The organism is Arthrobacter sp. S2(2024) (assembly GCF_036662515.1).
GTDB lineage: Bacteria > Actinomycetota > Actinomycetes > Actinomycetales > Micrococcaceae > Arthrobacter.
In genome coordinates, this window is record NZ_JAYKZI010000002.1 from 478,163 (window position 1) to 490,881 (window position 12,719).

Sequence of the window (12,719 nt, forward strand, 5' to 3'; positions counted from 1 at the left end):
GGAGGGTTCAGCCCCAGTGCGGGGGCCTTTGCTCCTTCAGCCAGGCGTCGTGGTCATAGCCAGGCTCATCGCCCCAACGGCGTGGATCATCCTCGGAGGCTTTCTTGGGCAGAATACTCTCTCCTGCCGGCTTCCGCTCCGGTGCGGGCTTCACTTTTGTTTTCTCCTGCTCGTCCAACTCCGCGTCAGGGCCCAGCGCATCGGCACTGGTGTCCGCAGCGCGCTTGGATTGAGTGCTTTTGCTTTCCGCCATTGCGCTTCCTTAGGGGATCGCCGGTCCCGAGCCAGTGCCTTGCGTACCGCGGGGGCCTTGCCTACCATCAGGCCCGGCCGTGGCCTGGTCCGCCTGACTGTTCAGTTCCAATTGTTCAACATCAACATCCAGGAATCCATCCTGGACGGCACCATACGAGGGTGCCGTCGGCTTCTCCAGCCCCAGATAGGAACCGATGCGGTCGGCGCAGGACGAAGGATCCGTGAATACTTCAATGGTCCACAAGGACATGTAACGCCAACCCAGGCGTTCCAGAAGTTGGGGCCGGAGCCTGCTGCGCTCCCTGACGCTCATGCGGCGGTACCGTTCCGTGCCATCCGATTCAATGGCCACCGGGGTGGGCATTTCGGTGTCATCGCGACCTATGGTGTGCACGGGATCGGCTGCCGCGGCAATGTCCAAGGCTCCATCGTAGTGGTGCCACACCCGGGCTCCGCGTGCACGGAGCCGCTCGCCCAGATCCGCCACCAACGGATCCTCACCGAGCGCCTGCTCGCTGGCAGCAGCCCTGGTGGCGGGCGTCCCCAGGTCCGAATTCCCGGACAATTCACGGTCCAGGAGTTCATGGAAATCAACGGCGCCGTGAGCCAACCTGTCCAGGTCGAGGTCCTCCGGACGGAAGCAGCTCAGGACGTGCAACGACCTCCGGGATCGGGTCATTGCCAAGGCAAACTTGTTTCGCCCGCCTTCGACGGAGAGCGGTCCGAAACTGTGCAGAGCCCGGCCATGCGGGGTGCGCCCAAAGCCCAGGGAGAAGATGATGTGGTCGCGGACCAGTCCTTGTGCGCGCTCCAAATCCACCACGCGGAAGGACTCCGCTCCGGCATTGAAGAAACCCGACAACAGCGGATAGTTGGGGAGCTGGAGCCTGATGGCCTCGCCGATCCTTGCCGCATGGCGCAGGCTTGCGGTGACCACGGCGAGCGAGGTCCGCGGCCTAAGACTGGCGTGTTGAAACACCAGGTCAACCACACGGTTCACTTCGGCGGCGACCGATTCGACACCTTCGTGATCCGCCCCGGGAAGGCCAGTACCATCCGGGATGTACTCAACTACCACCGAGCGGTCCAACCCGGTTACGGACTGCCCGTCCGGCAGCCGGCGAAGGCCACCGTTGTAGTAGTTCTTGCTCAACTGCAGCACGAGATCTTCGTCGACCGCGCGGTACACCCAGTTCAACTGCCAGGTGGGCAGGACCCGGGCCAGGGCATTGAATGCACTGTCCACCGTGTCTTGGCTTGCGGCTCCGGCCATGGGTGGCTCCACGGCGACGCTGAAAGTACGGGCATTGGCGATCTTCGCGTCGCCAAAGGCAACCACTTGCTGGGCCCGGGCAATGGCCGGCAGGACGGCCTGCAACGATGTGCTCTCGGCATCGAGAATCACCACCGCGTCGAATTTTTGTTCTGCGGGCAAGAGGCTCGTCAGCAGGTACGGACTGATGGACCACACCGGAACCAAGCGGGACACAAGGGCGGGCGCCTGGGCACTGAGCGCGGAGAGGGTAACGCGGCCGTCTTTGATCAGGTTCCGCAGGAGCTCCGATTGGCGGGGGTGTTCGGCGATTCCAGCCCGCCACATTTCGGCAAGTTTCCATCGCAGGCGCGCGGCCCCGCTGGCAATGTGCGCGTGGTCCGCCAGGCGGTACTCCGCTTCGAGGCGGCGAAGGGAATCGCCGTCGGACATCGCGAGGTAGTCGTCACCGCTGATCATCGCTTCCAGGGCGGACTGCCACCAGGCGAGGTCCAGTTCCGCGGCAACAGATTCGGCAGGCACTTCGCGTTCAGCCAGGTCAGCAAGAAGCTCGGCGAGTCCGTGCTCGCGCATGTTCTCGACCAGAAGCGTGCGCTCCGGGAGTGTCTCCAAAGTGCCGGTATCCGCCACAAGGCGCTCAAGCCGCTCCATGAGATCCTCGTAGCGCGTCGCGTGGAGGTCGCCGCCGGCCGCGGTGTGTTGGAGGCAATCGCCCAAGCGGCGGAGATCCCGGTCCAGTTCGCGGTAGCTCGCGCCGAGGTCGGCAAGTCCGGAGGGCACTGCCGGATGGCGCTGGGTGGTCGCGTACTGGGCCCACAGTGCCCGCTGTTCCTGAACGAGCGCCAAGGAGCTGTGCAGATCCGCAATGTGGACACCGGGGCGGACATACTCCTTTGCCACACGACGCAAGCGGGAGCGCTGCATCGAAGGCATCTCGACTCCCCGCTCACGGCGCCAAGCGGAGGTAGCGGTGGCCGAAATCAGGTCGTGGACCGGCCGGTCAAAAATGTCCGGGGTGAACTTGTCCAGGCTCTCCCGGACCGCCATCAAGAGTTCAAGCTGCGCGCCCCATTCGGCGAAGTTCGCCCCAAGCCGGATTTCGGAGTGCTCCGCAACCTGGTTCATCCGTTCACGCAACCGGGGAAGTTGTTCGGCGGCACTGCTGGCCAGTTGCTGGGCTTCCTCGGTTTCCTTGCGCGTGACCAGGCGGGCCCCGTACCAAGGGCTCGACGTCGATTCACGGCTGAAGCTGCCAAGCTCCGCAGCGCGGCGCAGTCTCTCGGCCAACTCGGCCCGGTCTTTGATGTTGTCCAGCACGCTGCGCTTCAAGCGCACCGTCGTAGCGGGGGCAGGGTGGATCGAGGTGAGCTCCGCGAGCGACTGCATTGCCTGGTAGGGCGAGCACCCCCAGCGCTGCCGTACGTTGTGCAAAGACGCGACGTGGTCCATGAGTGCATGGCGGTGCTCGGTCAAGGTCTTGTGGAGATTCGCGAGTTGCGGCTCCAGCGACTTCTCGTTGCGGATAATCGCGCTGACCAATTGACCCTTGAGCTGCTGGGGCGTGGCACCGTTGCCTGGCCTGAACAGCATCGATTCAAGGCCAAGGGCTTCAAAATGGCCCGCCAGGCCGTTGAGGCTCGCCCGCCGGTCGCCCACCACAAGCACCGACTTCCCCTCGTTGACGAGGGCACCGATGGCGTTGATCGCGGTTTGGGTCTGGCCGCTGCCTGGTGGGGTGCTCACCACCAGCGAGTCCCCTGCCCGGACGGCATCCACGACGTACTGCTGATCCGAGTCCGCGTCCAGGAGCAGCGATTCTTCGGCGGGGTCGCGCTCGTCGAGGTTCGGGAACCGTCCGGACTTGATGGGTTCGGGTTCCACATCGCCGCCGTTGGCGGCTTCAAACAGGGAGGCAACGACGCTGCTGTTCTCGTTGATCCAGGGGTCGTCCAAGTTCCCGGACAGATCCGCCAACGTCGTGATGAGGAGATTGGGGGTTACTTCGGCACCGTGGATCGGTTGTACCAGTGTGGCAAGACGGTCGAGGACCGGCAGCGGGTCAAGGCGCGCGGTGTTGTAGGCCATGCGGCTCACGGCGTTGACGTCAAAGACGATTCCATGGACGGTCTTCAAATGCCGGACCAACGCGGGGTTGATGCCCGCTTGCTCGGTCAGTTGCAGCTCGTAGTCGTCTTCGCCCGGCCGCGCCGTGAGTGAGATGGCTGCCAACATGACGGGGGCGGAGACTCGTTGGGGTTTCCCTCCCACCGCCGACGTCCACACGACCGTGCCGCAGGAGAGATAGCCGGCGTCGATTCCCCGGTCATTTCCCAGTTCGAAAATCTTTGAGCGAAGGTTCCTGGCTGCACGCGCGGCAACAAGATACTGCTGGCGATCCCGGATCAAGGTGGAAAGACGGGTCCGACGTCCGGCGAGGAGCTGTGCCAGGCCTGAAGGGTGGCCGTTGCTTAGGTCTATCGACCCTTCCGGCGTCTTGACGAAGCGCAGCATGGTGTCCGCGCCAGTCACGGGCTTGAGCCCCGACAGCCATTTCCGAAGCTCTATGGAGCTCTCTTCGTGGCTTTGACCTACTGACACCGCTGCCTTCTTTTCTGTTATAGCTCGAGACGACTTGGACCAAATCGGCATACTTTCGAGGGTAGCGGGAATCGACCGGCAGTCCGCACCGCAACACTGGTGGAAAGGCAAATTGGCGCTGATTTCAGGGGAAAAACAAAGTGACCGGCCCCTGGAACAGAGGCCGGTCACTCAGAATGCTATTCCCACTCGATGGTTCCCGGCGGCTTGCTGGTGACATCAAGTACCACGCGGTTGACGCCATCAACCTCGTTGGTGATCCTGTTGGAGATCCTGGCGAGGAGGTCATACGGAAGCCTCGACCAGTCGGCGGTCATGGCGTCCTCGGACGAAACCGGACGCAGCACGATCGGGTGTCCGTAGGTGCGGCCGTCGCCCTGCACGCCAACGCTGCGGACGTCGGCCAGCAGCACGACAGGCATCTGCCAGACGTCATTGTCGAGTCCGGCCGCCGTGAGTTCAGCCCGCGCAATCGCGTCCGCCTTGCGAAGGAGGTCGAGCCGTTCCTTGGTCACGTCGCCGACGATGCGGATACCGAGGCCGGGTCCGGGGAACGGCTGGCGTCCGACGATCTCCTGCGGCAAGCCGAGCTGCGCGCCCACGGCACGAACCTCGTCCTTGAACAGCGCGCGGAGCGGTTCAACGAGTTCGAACTGCAGGTCCTCGGGAAGGCCGCCCACGTTGTGGTGGCTCTTGATATTCGCGGCACCTTCGCCGCCGCCGGATTCGACGACGTCCGGGTACAGGGTGCCCTGGACGAGGAACTTAATGCTCTCGCCTTCGGACGCAGCCTCGGCGATGATGGCCCGCTCTGCTTCCTCAAACGCACGAATGAACTCGCGGCCGATGATCTTGCGCTTGGTTTCGGGATCGCTGACCCCGGCCAGGGCGGACAGGAAACGCTCCTGCTCGTTGGCGACGTAGAGTTTGACGCCGGTAGCAGCAACGAAGTCACGCTCGACCTGTTCGGCTTCGCCTTCGCGCAGCAAGCCATGGTCCACGAAGACGCAGGTCAGCTGATCGCCAACGGCGCGCTGCACGAGGGCTGCGGCAACGGCCGAGTCGACGCCGCCGGAGAGGCCGCAGATGACCTTGGAATCGCCGATCTGCCGGCGGATCCGGTCCACCTGCTCGTCCAGGATGTTGCCTGTGGTCCAGTTCGGCTTCAGGCCTGCCCCGTTGAACAGGAAGTTTTCCAGAACCTGCTGGCCGTGGACGGAGTGCTTTACTTCCGGGTGCCATTGAACGCCGTAGAGATGCTTCTCTTCGTTCGCGAAAGCAGCCACAGGTGCTCCGGCGGTGGTCGCCAGGACCTCGAAGCCTTCAGGAGCCTGGTGAACGGAGTCTCCGTGGCTCATCCAGGTGTTCTGGGAGTCCGGGACACCTGCAAGGATGGAGCGCGCCTCACCGACGGTGGTGGCCTCGGTGGCGCCGTACTCCCGCAGACCGGTCTGAGCGACCTTGCCGCCGAGCGCATTCGCCATGGCCTGGAAGCCGTAGCAAATACCGAAGACCGGGACGCCGGCCTCGAAAAGGTCCGCGCCAACCCTCGGGGCACCCTCGGCATAAACGCTTGAAGGTCCGCCTGAGAGGATGATCGCTGCCGGGTTCTTGGCCAGAAGCTGCTCGGTGGTGAACGTGTGCGGAACAATTTCCGAGTACACATTCGCTTCACGGACGCGGCGGGCAATCAGCTGCGCGTACTGGGCACCGTAGTCAACAACCAGCACCGGCTTCTGGGAAGTCTGAGCTTCAGAACTGAAGGGTGCGGTGGGAGTAGTCACCGTAACAGCCTACTTTGCCGGGATGCCCCGGTGCACCTTGAAGCCGGTCGTGAAGCCCGGAAATCAGCCCCGGAACCAGTCCGACGTTAGCGATCTCACAGTGACCGCCGGACCACGCCCGTCAGTAGCGCTTGGAGGCCTGCGGATTCGCGGCGAGTTCCATCTCTACCTCAGAGTGGAACTTCTTCTCCACGATGAAGGACATGAGAGGGACGACGCCGCCCAAGGCGAGCAGGACGAGCTTGGTGAACGGCCAGCGCATGAGCGACCACAAGCGGAAATCCGAGATGAGGTACAGCACGTACATCCAACCGTGGACGATCAGGACCCCCACGGAAACGTTGACCCCGCCCAGGACCGCCTTGGACTCGGCGTCGGCGAATCCGAAACCGAAAGGCTGACCGGTGATCGCGTTTGTACCGCCGGCGAAGAGATACACGCCGAACACATAGCGCGCAACGAGTTCGGCGCACAGAAGCAACAGCATGGTGCCGGTGAGGTAAGCCATGACTTTGTAGAACTTCAGGGCCGAGCGGATCTGCGCCGTCGTTCCGCCAAAGCGGCGCTTCTTGGCCGCCCTTGGCTTCGCGGCGGATTCTCCGGACTGTTCGGGCTGGATGGCCGGTTTGGGCTCAATCATGGCTTTACCTGTTCTGGCTTGGTAATTGCTGGCAAATCGTCTGACGGGTGTTCGTCGTCGGGCTCTTCCTCGTCGTCTTCAAGGGTGCGCCGGTAGTCATCGGCCACCATGCGCCACCAGATGTAGAGGGCGAATCCTGCAAAGACAACCCATTCCACGGAGTAGAAAAGGTTGAGCCAGTTGATCTGTTGGTTGGGTGGTTGGGCCGGGATATTCAAGGGCTTCAGCTGCGCTGGAAGTGCGAGGGTCTTGCCCGCGGATACTTCCGACGTCGCGGCGACGAAGCCGGGATAGCTCGAGACGTCCCACGTGTTGATGAGTTCCGCGACGGAGACCGCAGAGGCGCGTCCCGCTCCGGCGTCGACGTTTGGCACCGGCGCCTCGGACGGCAGGAGCCGTCCGGTCAGTTCAATGGTGCCCGACGGCGGCGGCCCGGCTTGGGCGGGATCGGCGACCCAGCCGCGGGCCACGGGGATCCACGTCTTCCCGGTTGCGCCGACGCCGTGGAGGACAGGTGCTCCGTCGACCGCAAACGCGGTCACTACCCAGTACCCTTTTTGCCCTGCGAGCAGCCGGCCCTCCACGAGGACCTGCTTGGTGGGATCGTAACTACCCTCGGCACTGACCATTTGGTCCGACGCCGAACCCGGAAAAAAGGTTCCAGGCTGCAATTCCCCGGTAAGCGGCTTGACCTGCTCCACAGCGGGGTCGTCAACCGGGGCGTCGCTCTGGGTGGATCTGCCGAACTGCCACTGGCTGAGCAGCACAAACACCCCGGAGAGCAGGAGCGCAAAGACAAGTCCTGCGATCCAGCGGGGCTTCAGAGCGGTTTTCAACACCCCTTAACCGTACTTCGTCAAGCTGTAGAACAGCTAAACGGGAGGGCCTGCCCCTTCCTCAGTGGTCGAAGAAAACCAAGCTGGAGTTGATCAGTTCGGCGATGACTTCGGGATCGTGGGCGCGCCGGAGGGATTCCCTGAACGATTCCTTGGACAGCGAGCGGGCCAAGGTCGCGAGGACTTCCAGGTGGTCCGAGAATGAGCTGGCGGGCGTAGCGATGAGCAGGACCAACGTGGCCGGTCCGTCGCTGGCGCCGAAGTCCAACGAATGACCGAATTTCGTGACACCAACAGCGATGGAGACCCTGGAGACATACTCGCTGCGGGCATGCGGAAGGCCAATGCCGCCCGGCAGCCCGGTAGCAAGTTGGTGCTCGCGCGAGTTGACGACTTCGAGAAAGCCCTCAAGGTCCGTGATGCGCCCGGCTGCGTACAGCCGTTCCGCGAGCTGGCCCGCGGCATCTGTTTTGTCTACCGCTTCCATCTCAAGGATGACGGTCTCCGGCGTGGTTAGTTCGGCATCATACGGGTCCAGTGGTTCCGCCAAGTCGTTTTCCCTCCAGTGTGGCCAGCCAACCCGGGCCGCTCAGCGGAGGGGAACGATGTCATCGACGCCCATGCGCGCAGCATCGGCCGATTCATCGTCGGGCTGCTGTTGGCTGAGCCGTTCAGCTTCCACCCGGGCCAGGTAGTGCTTGATTTCGCTTTCCCGCTGCGCATCGCTCCAGCCAAGAATTTCTCCCATCAGCTTAGCGACAACAGGGACCGCGGAAACACCTCTGTCCCACGACTCGATCGAGATGCGGGTGCGCCGGGTCAGGACGTCATGGACATGCCGGGCACCCTCATGGGTCGCGGCATAGACGACCTCTGCCGCCAAATAGTCGTCTGCCCCCGGCAGCGGCTCCGCCATCGCCGGGTTGTCCTTGATGATGGCGAGGACTTCCGGGGTCATGGAGCCGTAGCGGTTGAGCAAATGTTCCACCCTGGCAACGTGGACCCCGGCCTCGTCGGCGGTTCTTCCCCGCCTGTTCCACGCGGCTTTGAATCCCTCGGCGCCCAGGAGGGGGATGGTATCGGTGCAGCTCGCCGGCACGCGCTCGTCCATGGCCCGGGTCGCTTCGTCCACCGCGTCCTTCGCCATGACCCGGTACGTGGTGAACTTTCCACCCGCAACCACCACCAAGCCTGGAACCGGGTGCGCCACCACGTGTTCGCGTGAAAGTTTGGCCGTGGAGTCGCTCTCCCCCGCCAGCAGCGGACGCAGTCCGGCGTAGACACCTTCGACATCCTCACGGGTCAAGGGCCGCTTCAAGACACGATTGACGTGTTCAAGAACATAGTCGATGTCCTTGGTAGACGCTGCAGGATGCGCCTTGTCAAGCTTCCAGTCGGTGTCCGTTGTGCCGATGATCCAGTGCCGCCCCCAAGGAATGACGAACAGCACGGATTTTTCAGTCCTCAGGATCAATCCGACCGTGGACTGGAAGCGGTCGCGCGGGACCACAAGGTGGATGCCTTTGGATGCACGGACCTTGAGCTGGCCGCGATCCGTCACCATGGCCTGGGTCTCGTCCGTCCAGACTCCGGTGGCATTGACCACTTGCTTGGCGCGGACTGCGATGATGCTGCCGTCTTCCTGGTTTTCCACCTTGGCGCCGACCACGCGTTCGCCCTCCCGCACGAACGACACCACGCGCATCCTGTTCACGGCATGCGCTCCGTAATGTGCGGCCGTGCGGACGACATTGACCACCAGCCTGGCGTCGTCGACCTGTGCATCGTAGTAGCGGATGGAGCCGACGAAGGCATCGCTCTTGAGGCTGGGTGCTGCCCGCAGTGTTCCGCGCCGGAAGAGGTGTTTGTGCATGGGTACGCCGCGGCTGTGGCCGGAGGTGAGGCCAAGCGTGTCGTAGAGGAAGATGCCGGCACCAACGTAGGGCCGCTCCCAGAAACGCCGGGTCAGCGGATACAGGAACGGAACCGGGCGCACGAGGTGTGGGGCGATTTGCTGGATCAGCAAACCACGTTCCTGGAGGGCCTCCTGGACCAACGCAAAGTCGAGCATTTCCAGGTAACGCAAGCCGCCGTGAATCAGCTTCGAAGACCGTGACGACGTGCCGGAAGCCCAGTCCCGGGCCTCGACAATGCCCACCGACAAACCGCGGGTCACCGCGTCCAGCGCCGCACCGGCCCCCACTACGCCTCCCCCGACGATGAGGATGTCGAGTTCCTTGCCAGGCTCCGTGGTTCCCCTGAGGACTTCGATGGATCTTTCCCGCGCCTCCGGACTCAACGCACCGGTTGATGCATCAATCCTTTGCGAACCATCTGCAACACTGCTCATTGGACGCCTCCCATCGCACAAGCCCGTAGTTCCCCACACTACTTCTTGTCCAGCGGCTTGGGCAGGGTTTTCGCCTGCGCTAAAGCGGCCCGAGCGGGAGCTACTGGCCCGAGTAAGGCGAGACGACGACGTCGACCCGCTGGAACTCCTTCAGGTCCGAATAGCCCGTGGTCGCCATGGAGCGGCGGAGCGCGCCGATCAGGTTTGACGTGCCGTTGGTGTGGTGGCCCGGCCCGAAGAGTACTTCTTCGAGGGGACCGACGGTGCCGACGTTGACCCTGTCGCCGCGGGGCAGCTCAAGGTGGTGGGCTTCCTGGCCCCAGTGCCAGCCCTTGCCCGGGGCCTCTTCGGCACGGGCCAAGGCGCTGCCGAGCATGACGGCGTCGGCGCCCATGGCGATGGCTTTGACGATGTCACCCGAAGTACCCATGCCGCCGTCGGCTATCACGTGCACGTAGCGTCCGCCGGATTCATCCATGTAGTCGCGGCGGGCGGCGGCGACGTCGGAAATGGCGGAAGCCATGGGCGAATGGATGCCGAGGGCGCGCCGCGTGGTAGTCGTTGCGCCGCCGCCGAAGCCCACCAGGACGCCGGCCGCTCCGGTACGCATGAGGTGCAAAGCCGGGGTGTAGCCGGCAGCCCCGCCGACGATCACGGGGACGTCGAGCTCATAGATGAACTGCTTGAGGTTCAGGGGCTCATGGTTCTTTGAGACGTGCTCGGCCGAGACCGTGGTGCCCCGGATGACAAAAATGTCGACGCCGGCGGCCACCACTGTCTTGTAGTGTTCCTGGGTGCGCTGCGGTGTCAGCGAGCCGGCCACTGTCACGCCCGATGCGCGGATTTCCGCGAGCCTGGTGGTGATCAGTTCGGGCTGGATGGGGGCCTTGTAGAGCTCCTGCATGCGCCGGGTGACCGTCGGGCTGGCCGTTTCATCCGCAAGGGCAGAGATCTCGTCCAGCACGGACTGGGGATCTTCGTACCGCGTCCACAGGCCCTCGAGGTCCAGAACGCCCAAGCCGCCCAGCCGCCCAAGCGCGATGGCCGTTTCAGGCGACATCGCGGAGTCCATGGGTGCGGCGATCACGGGCATCTCAAACTTGTAGGCATCAATCTGCCATGAGACCGAAACGTCCTTGGGGTCGCGCGTCCGGCGGTTGGGGACGATCGCGATGTCATCCAGGGAGTAGGCACGACGCCCACGCTTGCCACGGCCAATCTCAATCTCGTAAGTCACTGCTCTAGGTTATCCCAGTGCGGCGCGATGTTCCGGCAGGGTGACGCAGACCATGACGACAGGCAATGCCTGATAAATAAGTGAGCCCGCCGCCCCCATAGTGGAGGTGGCGGGCTCGCTTGGAACTGCCTGGGATAGGAATTTACGCCTAGCGGGAACCGTAGTTCGGAGCCTCGACGGTCATCTGGATGTCATGCGGGTGGGACTCCTTGAGTCCGGCCGCAGTGATGCGCACAAACTTACCGCGTGCCTTGAGTTCGGCGATGGTCGGGGCACCCGTGTAGAACATGGTCTGGCGCAGGCCGCCGACCAGCTGGTACGCCACCGAGGAGAGCGGGCCGCGATAGGCGACGCGACCTTCGATGCCTTCCGGGATGAGCTTGTCATCACCGGAAACGTCCGCCTGGAAATAGCGGTCCTTCGAGTAGGACGTGTTCTTGCCACGGGACTGCATGGCACCCAGAGAACCCATGCCGCGGTAGCTCTTGAACTGCTTGCCGTTCACGAAGATCAGCTCACCCGGCGACTCGTCGCAACCAGCCAGCAATGAGCCGAGCATGACGGTGTCGGCACCGGCCACGAGGGCCTTGCCGATATCGCCCGAGTACTGCAGGCCGCCGTCGGCGATCAGCGGAACACCGGCGGGGATGGCCGCCTTCGAGGACTCGTAGATAGCCGTGATCTGGGGAACGCCCACACCGGCAACAACGCGCGTGGTGCAAATGGAGCCCGGGCCCACGCCCACCTTGATGCCGTCGGCACCGGCGTCGATCAGTGCCTGGGCGCCTTCGCGGGTGGCGGCCTGGCCGCCGATGATGTCAACGTGGGCAGCGACGGGATCCGACTTCAGGCGCGTGATCATGTCCAGGACACCTTGCGAGTGGCCGTTGGCGGTGTCCACGAAAAGTGCGTCGACACCGGCGTCGATCAGGGCCATGGCCCGTTCCCAACCGTCGCCGAAGAAACCGATGGCTGCGCCGACCCGGAGGCGGCCTTCCTCGTCCTTCGTCGCGAGCGGGTACTGCTCGGCCTTGGTGAAGTCCTTGGTGGTGATCAGGCCCTTGAGGCGACCCTGCTCGTCAACGAGGGGCAGCTTCTCGATCTTGTTGGTGGCCAGTTTGTGCGAAGCCTCTTCGCGGCTGATGCCCACGTGGCCCGTGATGAGCGGCATCTTGGTCATGACGTCGCTGACCAGCCTCAGCGGGAAGTCGGACTCCGGCACGAAGCGGGTGTCGCGGTTGGTGACGATACCGAGTAGACGGCCGTCCGTGTCGATCACGGGCAGGCCGGAAACCCGGTAACGCGAACACAGTTCGTCCAGTTCCTGAAGGGTGGCCTCCGGGTGGATGGTCAGGGGGTTGGTGATCATCCCGGACTCGGAGCGCTTGACGCGGTCGACGTGGTCGGCCTGGTCTTCGATGGACAAGTTGCGGTGGATGACGCCAAGGCCACCCTGGCGGGCCATGGCAATGGCCATCCGGGACTCGGTGACAGTGTCCATGGCGGCGGACAGCAGCGGGGTCTGGACCGAAATCCGCTTGGAGATCCGGGAGGAGGTGTCAGCTTCGGACGGAATGACGTTGGTGTGGCCCGGCAGCAGCAGGACGTCGTCATAGGTCAGGCCAACAAAGCCAAAGGGATCGTGTTCGGGCTGGGTCATGAGTGCGCCTCTTACCTTGGTTCTTGGGGGTTGCTCTGGTAGGGGTTGCAGCTGATGACCAGCCCGTCATTACGGGACTGGCCTGT

9 protein-coding genes are annotated in these 12,719 nt (G+C 63.7%); all 9 read right to left on the reverse strand.

The annotated features are described in order from the left end of the window. Window positions 1–7 precede the first annotated feature (7 nt). The 9 genes from VLA65_RS21980 to guaB all read right to left on the reverse strand — a co-directional run bounded on the left by VLA65_RS21980 (window position 8) and on the right by guaB (window position 12,633). Window positions 8–253 carry a hypothetical protein gene (locus VLA65_RS21980; RefSeq protein ID WP_370872179.1) on the reverse strand — a complete coding sequence of 82 codons (246 nt, stop codon included), beginning with the start codon at window positions 251–253 and terminating at the stop codon, window positions 8–10. 9 nt (window positions 254–262) lie between these two features. After that, window positions 263–4,177 carry an AAA family ATPase gene (locus VLA65_RS05885; RefSeq protein WP_442880196.1) on the reverse strand — a complete coding sequence of 1,305 codons (3,915 nt, stop codon included), beginning with the start codon at window positions 4,175–4,177 and terminating at the stop codon, window positions 263–265. A gap of 128 nt (window positions 4,178–4,305) precedes the next feature. Then, on the reverse strand, window positions 4,306–5,910 hold the full coding sequence (gene guaA / locus VLA65_RS05890; protein ID WP_332602012.1) for a glutamine-hydrolyzing GMP synthase: 1,605 nt from the start codon (window positions 5,908–5,910) through the stop codon (window positions 4,306–4,308). A 121-nt stretch (window positions 5,911–6,031) separates the two neighbouring features. Further along, the gene (locus tag VLA65_RS05895; protein ID WP_059387423.1) at window positions 6,032–6,550 is read right to left on the reverse strand and encodes a DUF3817 domain-containing protein; all 519 of its coding nucleotides are present in this window, start codon (window positions 6,548–6,550) and stop codon (window positions 6,032–6,034) included. After that, window positions 6,547–7,389 (reverse strand): SURF1 family protein, encoded by an 843-nt coding sequence (locus VLA65_RS05900; protein WP_332602013.1) that lies wholly within the window; start codon window positions 7,387–7,389, stop codon window positions 6,547–6,549. Before VLA65_RS05900 ends, VLA65_RS05895 begins: the two co-directional genes overlap by 4 nt. A 58-nt stretch (window positions 7,390–7,447) precedes the next feature. After that, window positions 7,448–7,936: a PTS sugar transporter subunit IIA gene (locus VLA65_RS05905; protein ID WP_059387422.1), complete on the reverse strand. Its 489-nt coding sequence runs from the start codon at window positions 7,934–7,936 to the stop codon at window positions 7,448–7,450. Between the two features lie 39 nt (window positions 7,937–7,975). Continuing rightward, a complete protein-coding gene (locus VLA65_RS05910) occupies window positions 7,976–9,736 on the reverse strand; it encodes a glycerol-3-phosphate dehydrogenase/oxidase (RefSeq protein ID WP_332602014.1) in 1,761 nt (586 codons plus the stop codon). A gap of 100 nt (window positions 9,737–9,836) precedes the next feature. Continuing rightward, window positions 9,837–10,973, reverse strand: coding sequence for a GuaB3 family IMP dehydrogenase-related protein (locus VLA65_RS05915; RefSeq protein WP_306958937.1), 1,137 nt, complete (start codon window positions 10,971–10,973; stop codon window positions 9,837–9,839). Window positions 10,974–11,121: 148 nt separating this feature from the next. Then, window positions 11,122–12,633: an IMP dehydrogenase gene (guaB, locus tag VLA65_RS05920; RefSeq protein WP_284991334.1), complete on the reverse strand. Its 1,512-nt coding sequence runs from the start codon at window positions 12,631–12,633 to the stop codon at window positions 11,122–11,124. Window positions 12,634–12,719: the final 86 nt, after the last annotated feature.